This is a genomic window from Pseudoalteromonas sp. MMG012, assembly GCF_018100875.1.
Classification (GTDB): Bacteria; Pseudomonadota; Gammaproteobacteria; order Enterobacterales; family Alteromonadaceae; genus Pseudoalteromonas; species Pseudoalteromonas aurantia.
Genome location: NZ_JAGJEF010000004.1, coordinates 1 through 24,959, shown reverse-complemented (window position 1 = coordinate 24,959; position 24,959 = coordinate 1). Strand labels below are relative to the sequence as shown.

Sequence of the window (24,959 nt, the reverse complement as noted above, 5' to 3'; positions counted from 1 at the left end):
ATATACGTCATTTTTTATTAAAAAAGCCAGTCATATGACTGGTTTTTTATTGCCTCTTTTAAGGTACAAGCCGCTTCTAGGCTTCCCCAACACGCAGCAGCTAGTTATACTAACGCACCCTTTTTGCATAGTTAGTCAGTTATTTCGTCATAACTAGCAGAAACACCAAAAACATTGGCCACCCGTTCAAACGCATAATTTTTTATGTGTCACGATTATTATAAGGCCTAACAACATATTTGATTTTATTAGGAAGTACATATGAGTTCATTACCTAAAGCAGGAGAGTTTTTAGGACATCCTAAAGGCTTATTCTTGCTGTTCGGCACAGAGATGTGGGAACGCTTTGGTTATTATGGCATGCGTGCCATTTTAGTTTTATATCTTGTTGCAATGACCCAAGACGGAGGGTTTGGCTGGTCAAATGCCGACGCTCTTAGCCTATATGGTACTTTTACCATGGCCGTATATTTAACCCCACTGTTTGGCGGTTGGTTAGCTGATAACGTATTAGGCCAGCGTAAAGCTATTATCATAGGTGGTATTTTAATGGCGCTAGGCCATTTTATCATGGGGGTTCCTCACAGCGCAGTCATTGGCATGGAAGTTAACGTGTTTTATCTTGGTTTAGCCTTACTGTGTATTGGTAATGGTTTATTCAAGCCAAATATTTCAACTATGGTCGGTGATTTATATAATGACGGCGACAAACGTCGTGATGGCGCATTTACTATTTTCTATATGGGTATCAACTTAGGTGGTGCGTTAGGGCCACTTGTTGCAGGTTATGTTGCAGCGGTCATAAACTGGCAAGCAGGCTTCATTGCCGCTGGTATCGGCATGGTTATTTCAGTAGTTATGCAGCTTATACTGAGTAAAAAGTATTTAGGTGATATTGGCGTTGTTCCTTCAGCTAAGTTATCGCAATCACAGTCAGCAACAGGCACTAAAGAACCATTAACGAGTGTTGAGAAAGACCGCATCAAGGTTATTTTTACAATGAGTGTATTTAGTATCATCTTTTGGATGGGCTTTGAACAAGCAGGCGGCTTGATGAACCTTTTTGCCAACGATTATACTGACCGCATGCTGATGGGCTTTGAAATCCCAGCTTCTTGGTTTCAGTCTCTAAACTCACTTTTCATCATTATCTTTGCACCAATTGTCGCGATGATTTGGTTAAAGCTTGATAAGCGAGAACCAAACTCCCCTGTTAAGTTTGCGATTGCCTTGGTTTTCCTAGCCCTTGGCTTTCTTACCATGATGTTAGCATTAATCACTGAAGGCTCTGGTGAAGGTTCATTACAGATCAGTATGATGTGGTTAGTACTGTTTTATCTATTCCATACTTTAGGTGAACTATGCTTGTCGCCGATTGGTTTATCTATGGTGAGCAAATTAGCGCCTCTACGTTTAGCATCATTGCTAATGGGTATTTGGTTCTTATGTACTGCCATCGCAAATAAAATCGCAGGCTTTGTTGGCTCATTCTTAGGTGAAGGACAAGAAGCCATGAACAACGCGATGGGCATCTTCATTGGCCTTGGCGCAACGGCTTTATTGTCTGCAGCAGCAATGTACTTGCTCAGCGACCGCTTAGTCGATTGGATGCACGGCGCAGAAGGCCATCATGAACCACACACTCAAGAGCACATTTTAGCGGAAGAGTTAGAAATCTCAGCGGTTAAATCGTAGTTTTAATTCGTTTTACAAAAAAACCACGCCGATAAAGCGTGGTTTTTTTTCATTCATACATGCCCCTAAAGCCACATCTGTATACGCTGGTTTACACTCTAAAGACAAAGAACACTGTACCCTTCACCCTATACCCACTTATTGCTTTTCAAATGTAAAATCCCAAAAAAATAAAAAATGCTTACATTACAATAAGTAAAACATAAAAATCACATATAAAAAGTATTCCCTCCACGATTAATACCGGAGAATACCCGCTTAGAAAATTACCACGTGTATTGCTGTCAGCATGCACGCGTCTTTATCGACTCATTGTGCAAGTAAATTTACAAATCACGACTTTGTGAAATCTACCCCAAACCTTTCCCTTTTTCTCATTTTGGTGAATTATTCAATTAATGAGAAACACATCTAAACAAGCAATCTAATGTGCTTAATTGCTGGAGTAAGACAATGAGTGAAGTAAGTAACCCTCTAAAGTTAGTTGGTATTGAGTTTACGGAATACGCAACACCTGATGCAGATTATATGGACAAAGTCTTTACTGATTTTGGCTTTTCAAAGCTTAAATCTTTTAAAGATAAAGATATCACTTACTACAACCAAAACGACATTCACTTTTTATTGAATAACGAACGTGAAGGTTTCTCTGCTGAGTTTGCAAAAAGTCATGGTCCAGCGATATGCTCAATGGGCTGGAGAGTAGAAGACGCACAAAAAGCATTTGAAGTGGCTGTTGAGCGTGGCGCAAAACCAGCAACAGATTCAACACACAAAAACTTACCTTACCCTGCAATTTACGGTATTGGTGACAGCCTGATTTACTTTATCGACGTATTTGGTGACAAAGGCTCTATCTACAACAACGATTTTGTTGATTTAGAAGAACAGCGCATTGTTAAAGATAAAGGATTCATCCGTATAGATCACCTTACTAACAATGTTTATAAAGGCACGATGGAAACATGGGCTAACTTTTATAAAGACGTATTCGGCTTTACTGAAGTGCGTTATTTCGACATTAAAGGTCAAAAGACGGCACTGATCTCATATGCACTTAAATCGCCTTGTGGTACTTTCTCTATTCCTATCAACGAAGGGAAAGGCAACGATAATAACCAAATTGATGAGTATTTAAATGAGTACAATGGTCCAGGTGTACAACACCTAGCATTCTTAACCGATGACCTTGTAGGTTCACTTGACCAACTTGATCAATCAACCATTGCAACACTAGACATCATCCCTGAATACTACGATACCATTTTTGACCGTGTTCCTTGGGTAAAAGAAGATAAAGATAAAATTCGTGAGCATCAAATTCTTGTAGATAGCCAAAGTGAGAACTGTTACTTACTACAAATTTTCTCAAAGAACCTATTTGGCCCAATCTTCATCGAAATGATCCAACGTGTTGATGACGGTGGTTTTGGTGAGGGTAATTTCCAAGCTCTATTCGAATCAATTGAACGAGATCAAGAGCGTCGCGGTGTACTTTAACGCCGCTGATAAAAATAAGTGTCTAAGCAGCTTACTTATACTTAAGTAGGCTGCTTTTCTATTTAAGTTGAGGCAAAATAGTCTCAATGATAGTTAAACAGGAAAGATAATGTCTTTTATTAACGAAACGCACGATAATAGCTTAATGAGCTGGGTAGCAAGCGCCAACTTAGCTGGTACTGATTTCCCAATTCAAAATTTACCTTTTGCCGTATTTCGCCGTACAAACAGCAACGAAGAATTTCGTGGCGGCGTCGCCATTGGTGATCAAGTTTTAGATTTGGCAGTTGTTGCTGAAGCCGGTATTTTCTCAGGCGAAGCTCACTCGGCTGTGACGGCTGCAAATGCCGCTGCATTAAATGAATTCATGGGTATGGGCCAATCATATTGGTCTGCACTTCGTCTTGCACTGTCTCGTGCATTACGTGAAGGGTCTGAGCATCAAAGTGCGCTTGAATCCGCACTGGTTTCACAATCTGACGTTGAGTATTCAATGCCATGTCATATTGGAGATTACACAGACTTTTACACATCAATTTATCACGCAACCGCGGTTGGTAGTTTATTTAGACCTGACAATCCGCTTTTACCTAACTACAAATGGGTACCAATCGGTTACCACGGTCGCTCATCATCAATAGGTGTATCTGGCCAAGCATTCCCACGTCCGAAAGGCCAAACTAAAGCGCCAGACGCAGATATGCCATCTTTTGGACCATGTAAGCGTTTAGACTACGAACTAGAACTTGGTATTTACCTTGGTAAAGGCAACGAACTTGGCGATCATATTGCAATAGAAAATGCCGAGAACCATGCATTTGGTTTCTGTTTATTTAATGACTGGTCAGCACGTGATTTACAAGCTTGGGAATATCAACCGCTTGGTCCATTCTTAGCGAAAAACTTCGCATCAACGGTCTCTCCTTGGATAGTAACGACTGAAGCACTGGCACCTTATCGTACGCAGTGGACACGTGATGAAAATGATCCGCAGCCACTTGAGTATTTAGAGTCAACGCAAAACCGCGAGTCAGGCTCTTTTGATATTCAAATGGATGTGTCTATTGAAACACAAAAGATGCGTGCTGATAACCATACGCCAAGTAAGGTATCTGAATCTAGCTTCAAGCATAGCTATTGGACAGTTGCACAAATGGTGACTCATCACACAGTGAATGGTTGTAACTTTTTACCTGGCGATATGCTTGGTTCAGGTACTCAATCAGGCCCAGATCATGAAGAAGCAGGCTCATTACTTGAGCTATCTCGTGGTGGCAAAGAAAGTATCACGCTTACCAATGGTGAGGAGCGTAAGTTCTTAGAAGATGGTGATACCGTGATCATGCGTGGTTGGTGTGAAGCTGAAGGCTTTAATCGCATTGGATTTGGCTCTGTTGAAGGCACAATCCTACCAGCAAAATAGTCAGTTCCAAAAATTCATATAAATCAAAGGTGTGCATAAGCACGCCTTTTTTTGAATGTTTAAACTGGATTTTTGTATAGAAATTGTTAAAGTGAAGCGTTAATTATAAATTTATATGTGTATGCTAAATTATATCAATCGCCTATTTGACCTGTTATTTCAAAAGCGCCAATTACTGCTTCGCCAAAACGGAGAAGTGGGAATGGTTACGCTGTCTAGCTGGTTACAATTCACGATAGTCATCATACTTACGGCGATGACGGTATGGCTAGCAATAGTAAGCAGTGCTTTTTTTGAACAAAAAACGACCATTGCTACACTCAATTTATCCAATGAAACCAAGCAACAACAATGGCAACAAGAGAGGCTGCAATTAGAAAGTCAGCTTAATTTACAGCAAAGTAAATTGAATGAGTTAACTGAAAAACAACTCGCGCTACAGAGTTTAATGGAAGCGTTACCACCTAAACTAAGTGAAGAGCCCACGCAGCCGGAAGCCTCACCACAAGCTCAGTTTCAAAAAAATAGCACGCAAGTACACTGGTTACAAGAGCACTTCATCACTTCCTTAAACCAAACAATCGACACAAGAACACATACAATTAATAACTTATTAGATGAAGCTGGTATCGCTTATCATGATAGTGATAATGCCGCCCAAGGTGGTCCTTATCATAAATTACCACTTGAGCAACTCCCAAGTCATTATATTGATACAATCGATAAACTCGTTTTGCTCAGCGAGTTACAGCAACTCATCACGCAGTTACCGTCTGAAATGCCAGTCGCTAAAGATGACTACTACATATCAAGCCCATTTGGCTTTCGTAAAGACCCAATGACTGGCAGGCGAGCATTTCATAAAGGCGTTGATTTAGCTGGCTGGCATAAAACAGCCATTATCGCCCCCGCTGCTGGCGTCGTTTTGAGAGCAGGTAATAATGGTGGCTATGGTAAATTTATTGAGATACAGCACCCAAATGGCATCACGACACGCTTCGGTCATTTACATACTATCAAAGTGAAAAAGGGACAATCGGTCAACAAAGCTGACACGATTGCACTTATGGGGAGCACTGGACGCAGTACAAGTACTCATCTACACTATGAGGTACTGCAAAATAATAAGCAGATCAACCCAGTTAAGCTTGCCAAGGTAATTAATCGTGTTCAGTAAAATTAAGAAAAAACAACTTGAGACAGCCTCAGGTATTCCAGCTCTAATATCTCCAAACACCCACGTAGAAGGCAATATTACCTGCGAGGGGGAACTCCAAATTGATGGTAAGGTAACCGGTGATCTTATGGTTAATATACTCATTGTTGGCCAACATGGGGTTATTGAAGGTAATATAAAAGCACATCAAGTACTTATAAAGGGAACTGTGGATGGCTGCATAAATGCAGACCAAGTCATGCTAGAAGAGTCAGCTAGAGTGCATGGTGATGTGCTTCACGATACGCTTAGTATAGAGGCTGGTGCATTAATTGAAGGTAAGCTTGCACATAAAACAGAGGTGACTAACATCACCCCTATTTCAGAACACTCAAATGCACAATAGCTAGCGCTTAGTAACATACATATTTATATCCGCATGGAATACCTTTGTTCCATGCGCATCAAAAACCTCTACAGGTACAATTAAATCCTCTTTATCCAGCCACTGTCTCGGTAGTGTTATTTTAGCCTCCGCACTAATATCTGTTTCAGCTTTTTTGAGATACTGCACCGTCATTCCTTTAGGGATCCAACGATGGGTCTTGTGCGGTACTGTTGCATCCACCATCACCCCTGCACACAATTCGGCAAGGTTACACTGTGCAATTGCATGAATGGTGCCAATATGATTAAACACCGCTTTGCGTTTAGGGATGGTAGCCATACATACCCCTGGCTCTAACTGCGTTATAGTCGGCTTTATTGATCCAAAATAAGGCGCTTTTCTACATACTGCTTTGCTAAACAACCAATTACCAAAAGGTAGCCATTTCATTTTTTTATATATTTTGAGAAGTGGAGTTGTCATTTTATGATCCCCGTTGTATTAATTCATCAAACCTAACACATCAGACCAGATGATAAAACATTCACTACCAATATAATCGAATAAAATATTTTTTCAGATCGGTGTTATGTCCTGTTCTTTTTTTTCATGATGATTACAATAGCGCCCATCAGGGATCTCAACCAAAAGATGTAGTAATGAAACAGTCCACCAGTAAATCTCTAATATTCATCCTTGCTCTACTTGTTATTTTTTGTCCGTTGGGAATAGATATTTATTTGCCCGCATTTGTCGCGATGCAGCAAGGTCTTAATGTGGCTGAAAGCCAGATACAACAAACGGTTAGTATATACATGCTAACTGTTGGGCTAGGTCAACTTATTGCTGGACCACTTGCCGATAAATTTGGCAGAAAGCCAATTGCCACTGCAGGCATACTGCTTTTTACGCTAGGCGCAATTTTGGCTGTTTTCTCTCCCAACTGGATAGGCATCATGGTTGCTAGAGCACTGCAAGGACTAGGAGCATGTGCCACATTCGTTGCTGCATTCGCAATAGTCAGAGACAGTTTTGGCCACAAAGGTGCTGGACAGATGCTCACATACCTCAACGGAATTGTCTGCTTCATCCCTGCTTTTGCTCCTCTACTTGGCGCTTGGCTTACTGTGGAATTTGGTTGGCGCAGTAATTTTATCTTCTTGAGCGGTTTTGCTGTTTTAGGCTTATTGTTAACATTAATACTATTTAAAGAAACCAAACCAAAAAGTACCATTTACGAAGGTCACCTACTTGATTTTAGACGTTTTTTTCCCATGCTAAAAAGTACTGAATTCATGTTTAACTCAGCACTAACAATGATTGGAATGGCGGCAATGTTAGTGTTTGTCACCACCACCCCAGGCTGGATAATGAACGAGTTAAATGGCACGGTCAGTACTTTTACATTCTGGTTTACGATTAATGCCATCATTAGTATTGTCGTCAGCTTTATTGCCCCCCACTTTATAAAACGAAACAGTCGAGGTGCCCTGTTCACCGGGTTGAGTTTATTTATTATAGGCGCTTTACTGATGTTAGGCTTGCAACATATCCGGCACCCTGGTGCAATTATGATCCCAATGTATATTGCCTCCATTGGCTTTGCATTTACCCTTGGCGCGGCAGCAGGTAAAGCGCTCTCGGGCTTTCCCAAACAAGCAGGCACCGCCTCCGCATTGATAGGTGTTATGCAAATGAGTGGGGCGGGCGTATTAGCGTTTAGTTCACAGCAATTGCTACTTGATGCTCCAGTCCAGTTAGCATTGCACTTATTAATAGCAGCGCCTTTTTTACTCATCCTAACGAGCAAACTAAAAGAAAAAGTGCACCACAATAGTACATAATTCATATTATTGTCATAGTTGTATTGTTTAATTGCGTCAGACAGATATGTATATGTGGGCGTTTCAACGCAACTTCACTTGCACTCACTCAGATCAGTCCCAACCCAACCTAATTATGAGCGGGCACCATGCCCGCTTTTGTCTTTTATCTAATTAGCAGCTGCATTTTCGCCTCTAGATATTTATACTATGACGTAATAACAATAATAAGATACGCTTATGTTAAATCCTGATTTCCTTATTTCATTTCTCGTAGCAAGTTCCGTTATCGCTATCGCCCCCGGCCCATCAAATGCTTTTCTCATGGCGCAAACATTTACAAATGGGCGGGCTGCAGGAATGCAAAGTGCTTTGGGCTTTGCCATGGGTGGAGTCATACATACATTATTTGCAGTGATAGGACTATCAGCAGTTTTAAAAGCATCGCCTTTCGCGTACGCCACAGTGCAATATTTAGGTGCAGCCTATCTATGCTATTTAGGTTTTATGACAATTAAAGATTCATTTCTCAAGACAGATAACACCAGCGAGAAGCCCCATGTCAGTACTAAAAAGCCAAAGAATGTATTCTTGCAAGCAATGATGACTGAGGTGCTCAACCCCAAAGTTGCACTATTTTTTATTGCCTTCATCCCGCAGTTTGTTGACCCTACATTATCATCCACAACACTACAATTGGCTATCTTTGGGTTGCTCTACCCCATCTTGGCATTTCCTATTGACTGTGCTTACATTTATGGTGGTGACAAGATTGCGAGCTACTTTCGTCGCCACCCTAATGCACCACTATGGATTGATAGAGTATCAGGGGGCATTTTTATCGCGTTAGCCATTAATTTATTGCTGTAATCGTGACGATTTCGAATTGCATAAATAAAAAGAATAAAACAAAGGCGTATTTTAATTGCTTCATAAAAGCCTGCAAGGTGCTATCGCTTATATTGCACGAGCAATACAAACGATAACAAGAGCAAAAACTTGATTAGCGATATATTTGCTCCGCCCACTTAGTTAAGCCCGCTGTAACGCTGCCAAAGTTATCACCATTAAGCATAGGAATATTGCCCAATGCTTGTTGAAGCTTTGCTTTCAAAAGAGGTGACTGTGCACTGCCGCCAGTTAAGTAGATTACATCAGGTTGAGTATTTGCATCATCAATTGCTTGTTTTGCAAGCGTACAAATCTGCAATAAACTATCATCAATCGATTCCGCTAACTCATTAACCGATATCTTTTGACTAAGTGCACGCTCTATAAAACTTAAGTTTGCCTCAAAGTGATCCGTTTCAGACAACGCTATTTTCCCCAGCTCTCCTTGCCTAACAATTTGATGTCCCAGCTTTTGCTGTTGTACAAACATTAATCGAGCCAGCTTGTCCGGCTCCGATACATCTCGAAGCATCGCTTCTAAAGAGCGCGCATTGACGTTGCTATAGAAGTCAGTTTGCAAGTGTAAATCATTAATTTTGCATGCTTGCCAAAAAGGTTGGTTAGGCATAGGTAAGCCTGATCTAAGCGTACTTCCGAGCCCACACAATGGCATTAATGTATGATAAGACAGTGCTATATCTAAATCATTGCCGCCAATACGTTTCCCACTGTGTGACAAAAAATCCTGATCACGAACACTTTTCCCACGGTAGCTTGGTCCCATTTGGACAAATGAACAATCACTCGTTCCGCCCCCAATATCCACGACCAATACTTTTTTATCTTCAGTCAGAGAGGTTTCATAATCGATGCCAGCAGCCAAAGGTTCAAACAAGAAGTCAACCTCACAAAAGCCTGCGCGCTTTGCTGCGGTCGTCAAAATAGCCGTCGCTTGTTGGTTACTTTGCTCTCCACCGATGGCTTGAAAATTAACAGGCCGACCTATCACTGTATGCGTCAGAGCATAGCCTAACTGTTGCTCCGCACGGTGTTTAATTTGCATTATCATCGCGGTAGCAATATCTTCGAAAAATGCAATTTGCTGTGCTTTTAACCCAACCGCACCAAAGAATGATTTCGGCGACTTAACAAAATAACCCTCTTCAGGAAAATCAATATACTCAGTAATCGCTGCAGAACCAATGGCCAAGCCCGATTCTGCTTGGGTTAAACCTAGATCACGTCGAATAGCAGGCACCGACCGTAAAGTATTTGCGCGCTCTAAACAATACTGCTCAGCCTCACTAACACTGCGTTGTTGCAATTGCTTTGCAACGTAATCAATAACCAATGCATTGTGTTGTGCATATAAAGTCGATGGCAAGTACGTCCGATTTGATTCTAAGTTCACCAATTTAACATCATGATTGGCCATTATACCCATCGCACAATTTGAACTACCGTAATCAAAACCAACTATCATAACAATCTCACAACACAAAAAGGTCGCGCAGAGTAACACACTTATATGCTGATTAAAATGTCGTTTTTGGCCTTATAAAAACAGCAAATCGCGGTTTACCATACTTAGTAAAACCTTGATGACGAAAGGTCACAATAGTGCCTATTTTTGGTGGGTGTGCTCTTTCATTATCGCTCAACCCTGAGCCTATTTTAAACTCAATACCTGAATCAGTTTGGACCAACAGTGCGCCTGTTTTCCCTTTATAACGGCCCTTACCTGGCAAATGTGCAATTACTTTGGCTTCGGCATCTTGATAAGGTTTATACTTTAGTAAATTACCGCTACGGCCTTGGCTATGCTTAGCACTGCTCAAATGCAGCATCACCCCCTCCCCTCCATTGTGAATCACTTTGTTAAAAAAGCGCTCTAATTCACTCTGGGTTTCAAATCGATGCTGTATCACTGCTTTTACATGATGCTGTTTAATCTTGTCTATTAGATCACTATACGTTTGATACCGCTGACTAAATGGCTGTTCTATATTTGGTGCATCAAAAACCATGTATGTAATTTGGCGCCAATTTTCGTTATTAGGAACTCTACGACGTACCAGTGAGCTTACATAAGCAAAATTATTGTAACCAGCCCATAGCTCACCATCCAACCAACGCTCAGGAAGCCGATTAGTAAACCATCGTGGTGCGTAAATAATATTACCACCACGTGTTTTGAGCTGTTTCCCATCCCAAATCGCTCTTACACCATCATACTTTTCACTTATATGGTAAAAGCTAACCGGTAGTTCAGCTTGATAACGCTTTGCCAACTGTACTGAGGCGGGTAATTCACTGGCTGAAAAACTCGAAAAGGATAGAAATAAAACAATCCATAAGATCCTTTTAATACTCATGTTAGGCTCCTTGCACTTTATGAGAATAAAATTGAAGTGTAGTGTATTTTATATAGCAGTTAAAAGCTTAATACGCTGCCAGGCTTTGAATAAATCCTTTTCTACATAGGTTGCTTTATCGAATTTCTGCGCTTGAGAATGTTTATTTGGTACGACTATGGTACGTAACTGCGCTGCATAAGCTGAAGAAAGTCCTGTACTTGTATCCTCTATTGCGATTGCCTGTTTCGCCAATTGCTCAGTTAAGGTTAATGCATGCAGATATGGTTCAGGATGTGGTTTTGGGTAACTAATATCATCTTTGCAAACGATGGCGTTAAAATACTTTAGTAAATCATAATGTTCAAGTACGGGTAAAGCTTCCGAGCGAGTGCTGCCTGTCACCAAAGCCAATTGAAACTTGTCACTGGCCAACTTTAGTACCTCTTCAGCATAGGCCATTAATGTTGGCTTTATTTCATCAGCCGTCTCAACAAATAGACGGTTTTTTTGCGCAGCAAGAAATGTACTACTTGGCGCTAAGCAGTGCTTTTTCTTCAAAACTTCCGCACTATTTAATGTAGGGATTCCTGAAAATTCACGACAAAATTCTAACTCGCTGTAATTTATATCAAATGGTGCAAGAACCTTCATCCAGCTATGATAATGCAACGCCTCCGAATCAACCAAAGTGCCATCAAAATCAAATAATATTACTTTAATATCCATATATACTCCTTACTCCACTTGATAGTCGTCACTTTACACTATTGAGCCAACCCTGCTGGCGGTTCTGCACTTGCCGGATTTCCCGTTTCAACTTCCACCAACTCATAGCCTCGCTCTTTACGCGCAACTTTAAGTACAGGCTTATCAAATGCGGATTTTAATCGCTCTGCATCGTCTTGTAATTCAACCAATGAGCGTCCAAACGGTGCAGCTCCCGTTTCTGACCAATTACTTACTTTACCATTGACGTTATATTCAACTTCGTGAATTTGATATAACGCAGGTTCATCTTTTGTTGAATCACAAAAAATAACCCGATAATTCCAAAAACCAGCCATACTCTTTCTCTCTATATTGCGATATCCGTGACTTTATCAGCTCTGTATCACTTTTTCATTACGGATAATAAAAAACCCGCTGAAGCGCGGGCTTTTTTACTAATCATATAGTACTAAATTACATCAGTGAACTTAAAAAAAGCGCACTTTAAACTCAGCACCCACAAAACGCTCTTCATTCAACATGCCGGTATTGTTATTAAAATCAACACCACCAATCACTGTTTGCTCATCGAATAAGTTACGAACGAATACCGACGCTTCATACTCATTATCACCTTCAGCCCATGCATATCCTGCACGAACACCGGTTTCAAACAAAGCATCGCCTTTAAACTCTACCGATTCATATAAGAAAAAGTTAATTTCACTACGATACGAAACATCACCGTATACGAAGAACTCACCACCTTCTAACTCTTTTGAATAACGTAAAGTTGCATTCGTAATCCACTCAGGTGCATGTGGTAAACTATTACCATCCAGAATTGCACGAGGCTCAGGACCATTAGGACCTTGCACCATGTAAGTCAGATCTGTCACTGTACATTGATTACAAACCGCTACAGCTAGATCATTATCACTTAACTCTGTATTATTATAGCTCAAGTTAAATGTCGCATTTAGTTCATCCGTTAGCACCCATTCAGTATCAAGCTCGAAGCCATAGCCTGTGGTTTTATCGGCATTGATTAAGCGGTTAAAGTTAGCGCCACCACCAACAGCAGTAAGTTGCTGATCATCCATCTGGAAGTAGAATACTGTTGCGTTCACACGCCCTTGACCATCTAATACATCTGACTTGATACCAGCCTCAATCGAGTTAATCGTCTCAGATTCAGCAACCGTTACTTCATCACCAAATAAAATACGGCCCTGAACACTTGGCGCACGGAAACCGTTGGCAATACGCGCGAACAAATTAATGTCATCACTATATTTGTATGCTGCACTTAAATCCCAGCTTACGTGGCTATCACTTGGATTTGCACGACCTTCTTTAAAATCAGAAGCACCTGTGAATGGTACCGGTGTTTTAGTACGCTTAGCATAAAATTCTTTTTCATCGTCAGAATAACGAAGGCCTGCGGTGACCTTTAACTTATCTGTAAACGTGTAATCTACAGAACCAAACACGGCCCACGCAGACGTATCTTGGTTTTGCACTGCATAACCATTTTGTAATCCATAATTGCGGTTCGCGGCATCATATGCCCCTGTATCAAAGCTATAACTTTCAATGGTCAGTTCTTCATCAAATAAGAACACGCCAACTTGATAATTTACATCTCCTGAGAAATTACTTGATAAACGTAACTCTTGAGTAAGTTGGTCATGATCAGGAATAACATCTGCTGTTTCTGAAGAGAATGGGATAACACCTGGACCCATCACTGGTGCAAATGCATTACCGTAACCACCATCAACATCTGCTCTAGAATAAATCTCAGCACTTTCCCATGCTGTAATAGACGTTACTGTATGCTCTTTTAAGTCCCACTCAAGCTTTAAACTAAGACCTTGTGTGTCAACCTGCTGTGTCGCACGAGAAGCAGCATCATGATAAACCACATCATTATCGTAAAGTGGATTAATGTTATTCGAGCCTTTTTCAATTAAGTTGGCACGAAACGCTATCGGGCGACCATCTAAGTCACGTACGTGATAGTTAAGCAAACCAGTAAAATCGTCACCTTCATACAAGAATTGCACGCGAGCCGCTTTCTCACTGTAGCCACCTAAAGAGTTTTCTTTTTCAAAACCAGGCGCTTTAACATCGATATAATCTTCTTTATCCTGCCACAAAACCGATACGCGAGTTGAAATACGGTCTGTTAAGCCCGTACCAAATGCGCCTTCAAAATCGGTAGAGCCTTTACTGCCATAAGACAAAGCACCATAGGCATCAAATTCTTGACTTGGCTTCACTGAATCAAACTTAACAAGGCCAGCTGGTGTATTACGACCAAATAAAGTACCTTGCGGGCCCCTCAATACCTCTACACGTTCGATATCAAAAACAGGGAAACCTTTTAAAATAGGGTTTTCTTGCACAACTTCATCCACGACCAAAGACACAGGCTGTGATGCATTCAGATCGAAGTCAGTATTTCCTAAGCCACGAACATAAAAGCGTGGGAATGTACGACCAAATGAAGATTCAACCGATAAACTCGGGATCTTTGCATTCATAAAACGAATATCCATACCCGCAGAGCTGTATGCATCTAAATTATCACCTTGTAAAGCTGATACAGATACAGGCACTTCTTGTGCATTTTCAACACGCTTACGCGCAGTGATTTGTATGACTTCTAATTGATTACCTTTCGCTTGTGAAGCTTCTTCCGCTGCGATAGTAGAAAATGAAGTACCTGCTACAGCAGAGAACAACGTTGCATTAATCACAGTAGCTAACGTAGATCTTTTCATTGCTTTCATGTTGGGTTTTAACCTTTAAATATGCACTCTTATTGTTCAACGGTATCTATGGGCGCCGTATCACGGTGGCGTGGTGCATTCAATTTTTCGCGTTTTAACGATAAACGCGGACCTCAAATCCGAGAGTGCAAAGCGGTTTTATGAGGCTGAATGCGACGAGCACAATTATAGCAGCAATTTATATGTTTGCTGTAAATTACATCAATAATATTGAACTTTTTTTGCAATTATCGCCACACGAATTCAGACGTTTACAACATTTAGCAACAAAAACCCACAGAAGCAGGACATATGTCCTTACTGGAAAGCGCGCTAATATGGTTGGAAAATCATATTTTCTAGGTATTAGGAACAATTTTGGCTATGTTGAATTCGAAGGAAATTTTACTCACGAGGAAGCATTCCCTTTGTTTGATAATAAACGAGCAGGGAATATGAGCAGTTTAGCATTTAGATATAAATAACAATGCGGACACCTGTCCGCTTATGCATATTATTTTAATGGTGATTGAATTTTAAGTAAGCAGCCTTTGTGTGCTTGCTCATCATAATCTATTACAGCAACAGCCGCCGTGTTAAAAATTGGCATTTCTCCAGGGCAAAGCTGATCCACAAGGTAGCTCACAATTGGCATGTGCGCCACGATTAACCAGGTATTGTACTGCGGGTGTAAACTTATCAATGTTTCTAAATAATCGATTGCAAACGCCGCATCTCCACTTGGTATCACATCTTTGCAGGTTTCATTAAAGCCAACCTGATTTAATGTTAAGACACACTCAGCAGTTTGCAGGGCTCGTATATAAGGGCTTACTAATAGAGCATCAGGTGAATAATGTGTTTTTAACCACCAGCCCATCTCATGAGCTTGTGCTACCCCTCTTTGAGTTAATGCTCGCTGTTCATCCATGGCTTGCATTGGTACAGCTTCCCCGTGACGCATTATCAATATTGTTTTCATAACACTCCTGAGTATCGTCAATAAAAATTTGTCTACCGTCGCAGTAGCTAAATACCTCATTTGTTCGCTATATTAAAACAAACATTAGATAAACATGAAATGAATTCGCGTTCAAACACTTATGTTTGAACAGTATTAACTCTTACATCGGCGGCGCCAACTTGAAAATAAGCAGCAATGATAATCGTACCTATGAAAGCCTGACATTAAACAATGGTCTAAAAGTACTCCTTGCGAACGACGCAACAAGTGATAAGGCTGCTGCTGCACTCACAGTAAATACAGGTCACTTTGATGATCCAAGCGACCGCCAAGGCATGGCACACTTCCTTGAACACATGCTATTTCTTGGAACCGTTGAATACCCTGAGCCTGGCCACTTTTCACAATTTATTAGCCAAGCGGGTGGACAAAGTAATGCTTGGACCGGCACGGAGCACAGTAGTTATTTTTTCGATTGTCATCAACAGCATTTATACCAAGCGCTCAAATTATTCAGTGGATTCTTTATCTCTCCTTTACTAGACGCTTCTCAAACAGAAAATGAACGTAATGCCATAGATGCCGAGTTCAAAATGAAAATCAAAGATGACGGTCGAAGAATTTATCAAGTACATAAAGAAACATCGAATCCAAAGCACCCATTTACAAAGTTTTCCGTCGGCAACGAAGATACATTGGCGAACAGAGCAGTATGTATTGCAGAAGAAGTTCGCAATTTTTTTGAACGTAACTATCAAGCTCAGTGGATGACACTCGTCATAGTCGGCCCCCAACCTTTAGAAGAGCTCAAACAGTGGGCTACTAATTTATTTAGTCCTATCGTAGGGAACGGTATCAAAAAGCCGACTATATCTACACCACTATACCGAACACAAGATCTAGGCTTACTGTTACAAATAACCCCAAAAAAGCACATGCAAAAGCTCATTATTAGCTTTGCGATGCCTTGCATTGAAGGTCTCTATAAACACAAAAGTATGAGTTTTTTGGCACACCTTATTGGATATGAAGGAGAAGGCTCTTTATATTCAATTTTAAAAGCACAGGGGTGGATCAACGCACTTTCAGCTGGTGGTGGAGTCAGTGGCAGTAACTTTAAAGACTTTAATATAAGCTTTGCATTAACCGATGAAGGCATTGGCTACTATGAAGACATCGTAGAAATGACCTTTGAATATATTGCCTTGATTAAATCACAATTAAACGACTTGCCCGTTTTATATCATGATAAAAAGACACTACTTGATATTGCTTTTGACAATCAAGAACCCAGTCGACTACTGGACTGGGTGAGTAGTATCAGTGTCAACATGCATCACTATGAGCCACAAGACTACCTATATGGTGACTACATTATGACAGACTTTAATCATCATATTTTTGAACAACTTTGTCATTTCCTTGTCCCTCACAATATGCGCATGGTTTTGATCCATCCAAATATCACGGCAAAAAGCACCGCCAAATGGTATAACACTCCTTATAGTGTCGAAATGCTGTCTTCTGACTGGCTAAATGCATTAACTGACATTGACATTGCACTTCCTGAGATGATGTTGCCAAAAGTAAATCCATATTTACAGGTTGAGAATACGCTCTATGATATTCAACCTGCTAACAATATACCTGAGCTACTAAAAGACAAACCAGGCTTCTCATTCTGGTTCAAGCAAGATGTCACCTTTCGTGTTACAAAAGGTCACTTTTATATTGAGATTGATTCCCCCATTGCAGTTGCGAATGTAAAGAGTATGGCGCTTACGAGGTTATTTGCTGATTTACTCATGGATAGTATGGCTGAGCAATTCTATCCTGCTGAGTTAGCTGGCTTAAATTACCATATCAGCTCTCACCAAGGTGGTTTGACTCTACACACAGCTGGATTGTCTGGCAACCAAAGTACATTGGCATTGGAGTTGTTAACCGCCATTTTAGAGCAACCAATTAGCGCCACTCGCTTTGCTGAATATAAAAAACAATTGATCCGTCATTGGAAAAACCATAATCACAACAAACCTGTAAGTGAGTTATTTGGTTTATTAGGTGCTCGACTTATGCCATGGAACCCTGACCCAATCGCGTTAGCCAAAGCGTTAAAAGGCACATGCTTTAACGAGTTCAGGCGCTTTCGCCAACAATTTTTCGAATCTATCTACATCAAAGCTTTTTTACATGGCAACTGGCAAAAAGAGCATGCTTTATCCCTACAAAAAAAAGTTCGAGGGCTATTCTCAAATAGTGAAATTCTTGAGGACTTGAAAAGACCATTAAGCGTACTTGAAAAACCACAAACACTAAAAATAAATAAACCTGATTCCGATCACGCCATAGTTGAATATATACAAGCTCTAAGTAGTGAAATAAGTGAGAAAGTCACATTAATGCTTATGAATCAGATCATAAACCAAGAATACTTTGACAAATTACGAACTGAGTTACAATTGGGTTATCTCGTAGGATCAGGTTATGCACCATTTAACACCCGTGCAGGGGTTGCATTTTACATCCAATCACCTAACAACGCTTCTAATGCTCTAATTCAACACCATGATGAATTTATTCAAGCGTTTACAACAAATATTGCAGACATGAATCATGAACAATGGCTAAATGCAAAAGCGGCATTACGATTACAAGTTGCAGAAAAAGATAAAAACTTAAGATTAAGAGCACAGCGGTTTTGGGTTGCGATAACCAATGACGACCACAGCTTTAGTATGCAGAAAAAGCTAATAACTGAGCTTGATAATTTAACCAAACAAGCGTTTACAGATTTTGTACTGCGCATTTTCTCTGCTGAACATCCAAAAATACGCTTAACGTGTAATTGAGCATAATGAAATAACTCGCGACAGGTGATACGATATTTTTGACTCTACAGCACGCTTCTATTAGATTAGGAGGGTAATGACTGATTATGCATCTATGATAAAGCCAATAACAAAAATATCCGTAGTCATGATGCTGTTAAGTACCGTGTATAGTAGCTCGGTTTTTGCATTAAACTTCGATGAACAAGTCTATGCCTTTAGCCCTCTTCTGGTAGGAATTTCTGCTGTCTTCCTTTTGGTTATCATTTTACAGTATTTGTACAATAAAAAATTACAGCGTGCACATACCACACTGTCACTGTCAGAGCACCGCTTAAAAAGTACTGTCGAAGGCAGTGGAGATACTCTTTGGGATTGGAATATAGCAACAGGTGAAATAATACGCATTAATGACAAATACATGATGCACAAAAGCGAAGCTGGAGAATTTATACCCAATGCTAATCGTATTCATCCCCAAGATATTATTGTGGTCGACCGACTATTAAAACAGCATTTCGCCGAGAAAACCGCTTTTTTTGAGGCCAGCTACCGAATAAAAGACAGCCTAGACCATTATCATTGGGTACTTGATAGAGGAAAAATAATAGAAAAGGATGGTAATCTAAACCCCCTTAGAATGACAGGTACAGTTCGTGATATTAGCCACTTAAAAAGTACCGAAGAACGCCTGAACCTTTTTGCAAAATGCGTTGAGTCTCTCACTGATGCAATTGCTATCTATGACCGAAATTTTAACTTGGTCGACCTTAACCCCAGCTATTTAAAACTCTTTGGCGGTGTCCGGGCTCAATATCTTGGGCGAGCATTCTCATTATCAGGGTATGACAATAGATATATCAGTGAAATCAAAACGTGCTTAAAAGATACTGAGCACTGGCAAGAAGAAATTAAACTGCGCAATCATAAAGACATTTTATTACCAATTGAAATCACAATTGATGAAATAAAAAATAGCCATAGCCAAATAACCAATTATGTTGTGGTCTTTTCTGATCTAACAGAACGAAAAAAAGCCGAATCTCAACTACATAATTTATCCAACCGAGACCGAACGACAGGACTCCCTAACCGGAATCTATTCTTTACTAATCTAAAAAAACTAGCCCAGCAAGGTACACATCATGCATTGTTGGTATTTGACTTAGATAACTTTAAAAAAATCAATGATTCCCTAGGACATCAACTAGGAGATAGCCTCTTAGCCAAATTAGCGATGCGTTTAAACAAACTCTCACGTCAACAAGATATATTTTATCGACTTGGTGGGGATGAGTTCGCTTTAGTAATGTCTGGCACCAATGATATTCATACAATCACTCGCACAGCAAAGCAATTTTTAGCGGCCATTGCTACGCCCTTTAAAATGGCCAATCACGAGCTCGTGATCACTTCCTCCGTGGGTATCGTTCTATTCCCAGAAGATGGGTCAACACCAGAGATATTACTGAAAAATGCAGACACAGCGATGTATCATGCAAAACAAAAAGGTAACCACTACTTGTTTTTCAATGACTCAATGAATGAGCAAGCAGTCAAACGATTGCAAATTGAAAACCTAATGCGTTATGGCTTGAAAGAAGATCATTTTGTGGTTTACTACCAACCAAAAATGGATATAAAAACAGGTGAATTAGTTGGAATGGAAGCTCTGGTGCGTTTTATCACACCAAAGAAAGGCATTATCAGCCCTGGCGTTTTTATACCCATAGCTGAAGAAACAGGGCAAATCATAGAAATTGGTGAAGTGGTTTTGGATAAAGCATGTAAGGATGTCAAAAACTGGATTGATCAAGATTTATTCAATGGTCGCGTTGCTGTAAATTTATCCGCAAAACAATTCAGTTTACCTGACTTAACAACTCGTATTGATGTCATCTTGCAAAAAAATCAACTTCCTTCCTATTTCCTTGAACTTGAAATAACGGAAGGCACCGTTATGGATGACCCTCAAGAAGCTATTTCGATTATGCGCTCATTGAGTGCCAGAGGTATTCACCTCGCCATTGATGATTTTGGTACTGGCTATTCCTCTTTGGCATATTTAAAGCAATTTCCGCTCAATACTCTAAAAGTAGACAAAGCGTTTGTCGATGATATGAACACTGATAGAGGCCGTAATATGGTAGATTCAATAGTCACCATTGCGCATAACTTAGACCTTCATGTCGTCGCAGAAGGCGTCGAGCAAGCAGAGCAGTTGGTGCTGTTAGAAGAACTGAACTGCCAAACCATACAAGGGTATTACTATTCCAAACCTTTATCTCCAGAAGAGTTCAGCGAATTCTTACGAGGGCAAAAACAACGGCAAAGAAAAGAACAGCCTAATTTAAAAGTTGTTAATTAGCGCTCACGGCAGCCACTGACAAATAGCACTACCTTGTGAACGCATAAAAGCTCTTCTGTAGTGCACTCGTAGTAAACACCATGCTAATGGGCCTATTATTGCCCCGATAACCACCCACCGCCTTATAGGCATTCCCATACGAGTCGTTTCAATAAACAAGGCACCCGCCCCAATGAGAGAAATGATAAAAAGCAGCATACTGACGTCCAGAGTGAAAGAATTGCGAAGTGTACCTTAGGTATTTTTTTTGTACAAAAAAACTTTAATTGTTGCAAAATATGGCATTATTTAATTTAATAGCCACTCAATTAATTGGGAACGATTACACACCTGATGCAATTTCAACCTTAACACATTGAAAATGTTAAAGTAATTGCTATTTTGTAAGGGTTTTCAATTCTAGTTGATAATAATGTTGTGGTTAGAGAAGAGGTATTTCTCCGTTTTAGCGGCTAAAAAGTGCTAAATGGCCTGTAATAAAAGCTTTGGCGCATCGAGATTAAATTTAGTAATAAGAATAGTACATAAATGATATTCGTTATCTAACCTAGCTGACAAAGGCCTAGTCTTTCATTGAAATAATTTAAATTCAATGAGCTAGATAGAAGACATTTATTTGCTTTAGTATATTTTGGTCTAAACTATCTGATAGTTTTTACTGATACTGAATTACAGTATTCTCACAATAGCTGCTAAAATTAAACCATGTAGTTTTAAATAATTAGTTACTTCAAGGACACGAGCTATGGATCAAAAGAGCGTACATAAATACTTGCAGGACAAGCCTGCAACATTTATTACCCAGCCGTTTGCGCAAGATGTCGATGTCTACAAAGTACAACATAAGATGTTTGCAACACTCTCGGAAGGGAAAGAAGGGCAGGTAAATGAAAGCGGGGAGCCTGTTTGGTGGTTAAACTTAAAATGTGATCCCGATGAAGCACTATTACTTCGAGATCAATATCCGTCAATTGTGCCGGGTTATCATATGAATAAGCGGCTTTGGAATACCATTATACTTGATGGTTCTGTTCCTGAAGCTGAAATATGTCGTATGATTGATACGTCATATGACATTGTAGTTGACAATTTACCAACAGCTCAAAAAGAAGCGTTATTAAAGATGGTTCAATCTTAAAGCAGTCTTTGATAACGTCGTGGTTTCCCTCGCAATTATTGCGAGGGCCATTTTTCATTCTTTAAAATGTATATAAATGTCGATTGGCAATTTCGATATTTCCATTATCCCTTAGGAAATTCTCCATCTGCTGCTCACACCCATTCGGCATTCTCGTCGAATCAACTTCATAATTCAGCTGAGCTGCATGAATACTCGTTTGTTCACACAAAGCCAGTAACTTTGGATCTCTGACATGCCTATTTAATTTAGCAAGTTTAAGCACATCGTGACAATGACTGAATCGTGCTACGCCTTTAAATTTAAAGTGCTCCGTTATATATTCCTTGGAAATTTTTAATAAACCATCCATTACGTCATAGTAAAACTGATTTGCATCTTGCTTTGATGTGACCAAATATAGTTGACATGCATTAAATTCAGGTAATTCATCATCACTCCCAGACAAAGATAGCACTATCAATACTTTTGCAGCATCCACTACCATATAACTTTCAAGACTGAAAGACTGCCCCAAAAAGTGAAGTGTTTTTAAAATTTCTTTGACTTTAGTCTCGGTTAAAGAAGATACGGTGTCGCGCAGCAAGTAAGCTGCTTGCGTAATTAAAGGCATATCTTGGTGATTATTCAAAGGCGTAGTCGTTGCGCCGTCACACTGTAAAGTTAAACGCTCTCTGATCTCATGCTCTCTCGCAACATATAAAGCCAAGAATGCGGTTTGTAATAGCTCAGATGTCGGAAGGTTCACTTCTACTGGCCAACTGCGCCCGAATAGTAACTTTTTACTCTTTTTTTGATAATTATCGCTGCTGAGCATTGCTACTTGTATTTGTAGATGCCCATTATTTTCACTCGCGACTAAACGATAACTTGGATCAAAAGTTATCTCAGACAATAATGTCTGCACACTGTCTAGTGTATGATGATACTTTAAGAAGTGCTGGGGCGTTACCTCTATCTCACTTGTTAATTGAACGGTTGGCGCATGATTTATAGCGCACTCATAATCCTGATATATCTGCATCTTTGAATTGGCAATCTCCATACTCTCCTACTCACTATTCTTAACTAGCGACAAAAATACGCTTATGCAAAGGCAAATAGATCATTTTAAACAACCTATTTATTTTATAAGTGTCTTGAGTATTAACCGTAAAAATGACTTTTTTATTTCAAATCATAATTATTTTTAAAAGAAGCGATGGAAAAACGAACGTTGTTCTTTATGTTTGACACAACAATCACATAGAGTCGATGCAGTTCTGCGTATTACTGCTATCAAGTATTGCCGTGTATAAAAAAGTCAAAGATGGGCCCTCAAAGCCCATGTTCAATTGCCTATTAGAAAAGATCTGCATTAAGCCACAAATGCATTGCAATACTTGCGATATAACCAAGTGCAATAACTGGAGCCCATTTTAAATGCCCAAAAAAGGTATAGTAGCCTCGAGCCTGTCCCATTAATGCCACTCCTGCTGCTGAGCCTATTGACAGTAAACTTCCGCCAACACCTGCGGTTAATGTAATGAGCAGCCATTGCCCATGCGACATCTCAGGCTGCATCGACAATACAGCAAACATAACAGGAATATTATCAATAACAGATGATATAACCCCTAAAAATACATTCGCTGATGTCGCAGACCACCCTCCATAGAGTAATTCTGACATAAGGCTTAAATACCCTAAGAACCCTAAGCCTCCAACACACATCACAATGCCATAAAAGAATAACAACGTGTCCCATTCAGCTCTAGATACTTTGCTGAACACATCAAACGGTACTACACTGCCTAATTTTGCTAATCGTTCTTTGTCTCCGCTTTGCTCTGCAAGCGCTCTTTTACGAGCTAAAGAACCAGGCAAAGTCACCCTTAAAAAATAGCCAAAAAATTGTAAGTACCCTAGCCCCATCATCATGCCTAATACAGGCGGTAAATGTATAAAGGTATGACATGCAACCGCGGTTGCAACTGTTAGTAAAAACAACGTTAAGATCCGCAATGCCCCTCGTTTTAACTCAACTTCTTCGTAGACGGCACTTGGCTGCTTATCTTCAACATAAAAACTCATAATTGCGGCGGGTACCAAATAGTTAACAAGAGATGGGAAAAACAATACTAAAAACTCATTGAAATGAACTAAACCAGCTTGCCAAACCATCAATGTTGTAATATCTCCAAACGGGCTGAATGCGCCACCAGCGTTTGCCGCTATCACTATATTTATACAGCTTAAATTAATAAACCGCTTGTCCCCTTCCGCCACCTTCATGATCACGGCACACATCAATAGCGCTGTTGTTAAGTTGTCTGCGATAGGAGAAATAAAAAATGCTAAAAACCCTGAAATCCAAAACAAATTTTTATAGCTAAAGCCTTTTCTAATCATCCACGCCCTGAGAGAATCAAAAACCTTACGTTCTTCCAGTGCATTGATATAAGTCATCGCAACGAGTAAAAAGAGCATCAACTCTGCAAATTCTAATAAATTATGGCGAAAAGCTTCTTCAGTTATATGGGGGGAGCCATGGTTAACATAAAACCCACCGATTAAAATCCAGATGAGGCCAGCAGCAACTAATACGGGCTTCGACTTACGTAAGTGTAATTTTTCTTCAAGCATGACTAACGTGTACGCAGCAATGAAGATACCTATACATAGCATCCCTACATTTGATGTAGTTAAATCAAGTTTCTCTGCACCAGCCCACGCGGTATTAGACACCCCAAACATGGTAGCCAGAATCATCCCAAGCTTTAATCCCCAAATCCTCATTTATATACCTATTAAATTTTATATTGAAAAAATGTTAAATTTTAAAGCTCAGAAGATAGCATAAATTTTAATCGTGCCAATTGTACACAAGTCTAAATTTACTGGTTTATTATAGAATTCATGAGGAATGCTGCGTTTAATGGTAGGGGTTTGTCAGAGCCC

Annotated in this window: 19 protein-coding genes; 10 read left to right on the top strand and 9 right to left on the bottom strand. The window is 40.0% G+C overall.

What is annotated here, in order from left to right:
- The first annotated feature begins 261 nt into the window (after positions 1-261).
- From J8L97_RS02260 to J8L97_RS02240, 5 genes are all read left to right on the top strand, one after another.
- Positions 262-1,695, top strand: coding sequence for a peptide MFS transporter (locus tag J8L97_RS02260; RefSeq protein ID WP_192508319.1), 1,434 nt, complete (start codon positions 262-264; stop codon positions 1,693-1,695).
- A gap of 453 nt (positions 1,696-2,148) precedes the next feature.
- Positions 2,149-3,195, top strand: a complete 1,047-nt coding sequence (gene hppD / locus J8L97_RS02255; RefSeq protein WP_192508320.1) for a 4-hydroxyphenylpyruvate dioxygenase — start codon at positions 2,149-2,151, stop codon at positions 3,193-3,195.
- A 109-nt stretch (positions 3,196-3,304) separates the two neighbouring features.
- Entirely contained in the window at positions 3,305-4,618 is a 1,314-nt protein-coding gene (gene fahA, locus J8L97_RS02250) for a fumarylacetoacetase (RefSeq protein ID WP_211047713.1), read from the top strand.
- A 202-nt stretch (positions 4,619-4,820) separates the two neighbouring features.
- Positions 4,821-5,795 (top strand): M23 family metallopeptidase, encoded by a 975-nt coding sequence (locus J8L97_RS02245; RefSeq protein ID WP_211047712.1) that lies wholly within the window; start codon positions 4,821-4,823, stop codon positions 5,793-5,795.
- A complete protein-coding gene (locus J8L97_RS02240) occupies positions 5,785-6,180 on the top strand; it encodes a polymer-forming cytoskeletal protein (protein WP_192508323.1) in 396 nt (131 codons plus the stop codon). The genes J8L97_RS02245 and J8L97_RS02240 overlap by 11 nt, the downstream gene beginning before the upstream one ends.
- Here the strand turns inward: J8L97_RS02240 and J8L97_RS02235 are convergent, their stop codons facing one another.
- On the bottom strand, positions 6,181-6,645 hold the full coding sequence (locus J8L97_RS02235; RefSeq protein WP_210995475.1) for a hotdog fold domain-containing protein: 465 nt from the start codon (positions 6,643-6,645) through the stop codon (positions 6,181-6,183). It lies immediately after the preceding gene.
- A 176-nt stretch (positions 6,646-6,821) separates the two neighbouring features.
- Here J8L97_RS02235 and J8L97_RS02230 point away from each other — a divergent pair, with 176 nt between their 5' ends.
- Positions 6,822-8,006 (top strand): multidrug effflux MFS transporter, encoded by a 1,185-nt coding sequence (locus J8L97_RS02230; RefSeq protein ID WP_211047711.1) that lies wholly within the window; start codon positions 6,822-6,824, stop codon positions 8,004-8,006.
- Positions 8,007-8,225: 219 nt separating this feature from the next.
- The gene (locus J8L97_RS02225) at positions 8,226-8,855 is read left to right on the top strand and encodes a LysE family translocator (protein WP_211047710.1); all 630 of its coding nucleotides are present in this window, start codon (positions 8,226-8,228) and stop codon (positions 8,853-8,855) included.
- A 133-nt stretch (positions 8,856-8,988) separates the two neighbouring features.
- On the opposite strand, the gene yegD is transcribed toward J8L97_RS02225, so the two are convergent.
- The 6 genes from yegD to sixA all read right to left on the bottom strand — a co-directional run bounded on the left by yegD (position 8,989) and on the right by sixA (position 15,700).
- Positions 8,989-10,359: a molecular chaperone gene (yegD, locus tag J8L97_RS02220; protein WP_211047709.1), complete on the bottom strand. Its 1,371-nt coding sequence runs from the start codon at positions 10,357-10,359 to the stop codon at positions 8,989-8,991.
- Positions 10,360-10,411: 52 nt separating this feature from the next.
- Complete coding sequence (locus J8L97_RS02215) at positions 10,412-11,251, bottom strand: DNA ligase (protein ID WP_211047708.1); 840 nt, start codon at positions 11,249-11,251, stop codon at positions 10,412-10,414.
- A gap of 48 nt (positions 11,252-11,299) precedes the next feature.
- Positions 11,300-11,959, bottom strand: a complete 660-nt coding sequence (locus J8L97_RS02210) for an HAD family phosphatase (protein WP_211047707.1) — start codon at positions 11,957-11,959, stop codon at positions 11,300-11,302.
- 38 nt (positions 11,960-11,997) lie between these two features.
- Positions 11,998-12,297 carry a hypothetical protein gene (locus tag J8L97_RS02205; protein WP_192508330.1) on the bottom strand — a complete coding sequence of 100 codons (300 nt, stop codon included), beginning with the start codon at positions 12,295-12,297 and terminating at the stop codon, positions 11,998-12,000.
- Between the two features lie 132 nt (positions 12,298-12,429).
- A complete protein-coding gene (locus J8L97_RS02200) occupies positions 12,430-14,739 on the bottom strand; it encodes a TonB-dependent receptor (protein ID WP_211047706.1) in 2,310 nt (769 codons plus the stop codon).
- A gap of 493 nt (positions 14,740-15,232) precedes the next feature.
- The gene (gene sixA, locus J8L97_RS02195; protein ID WP_211047705.1) at positions 15,233-15,700 is read right to left on the bottom strand and encodes a phosphohistidine phosphatase SixA; all 468 of its coding nucleotides are present in this window, start codon (positions 15,698-15,700) and stop codon (positions 15,233-15,235) included.
- 161 nt (positions 15,701-15,861) lie between these two features.
- Here sixA and J8L97_RS02190 point away from each other — a divergent pair, with 161 nt between their 5' ends.
- The 3 genes from J8L97_RS02190 (at position 15,862) to J8L97_RS02180 (ending at position 22,019) form a co-directional block, all read left to right on the top strand.
- Positions 15,862-18,534 carry an insulinase family protein gene (locus J8L97_RS02190; RefSeq protein WP_211047704.1) on the top strand — a complete coding sequence of 891 codons (2,673 nt, stop codon included), beginning with the start codon at positions 15,862-15,864 and terminating at the stop codon, positions 18,532-18,534.
- Between the two features lie 76 nt (positions 18,535-18,610).
- Positions 18,611-20,881 carry a putative bifunctional diguanylate cyclase/phosphodiesterase gene (locus J8L97_RS02185; protein ID WP_409455146.1) on the top strand — a complete coding sequence of 757 codons (2,271 nt, stop codon included), beginning with the start codon at positions 18,611-18,613 and terminating at the stop codon, positions 20,879-20,881.
- A gap of 745 nt (positions 20,882-21,626) precedes the next feature.
- The gene (locus J8L97_RS02180; RefSeq protein WP_210995467.1) at positions 21,627-22,019 is read left to right on the top strand and encodes an MmcQ/YjbR family DNA-binding protein; all 393 of its coding nucleotides are present in this window, start codon (positions 21,627-21,629) and stop codon (positions 22,017-22,019) included.
- Between the two features lie 61 nt (positions 22,020-22,080).
- Here the strand turns inward: J8L97_RS02180 and J8L97_RS02175 are convergent, their stop codons facing one another.
- Both J8L97_RS02175 and nhaD read right to left on the bottom strand, forming a co-directional pair.
- Complete coding sequence (locus J8L97_RS02175) at positions 22,081-23,064, bottom strand: hypothetical protein (RefSeq protein ID WP_211047703.1); 984 nt, start codon at positions 23,062-23,064, stop codon at positions 22,081-22,083.
- A gap of 296 nt (positions 23,065-23,360) precedes the next feature.
- Complete coding sequence (gene nhaD, locus J8L97_RS02170) at positions 23,361-24,770, bottom strand: sodium:proton antiporter NhaD (protein WP_211047757.1); 1,410 nt, start codon at positions 24,768-24,770, stop codon at positions 23,361-23,363.
- Positions 24,771-24,959: the final 189 nt, after the last annotated feature.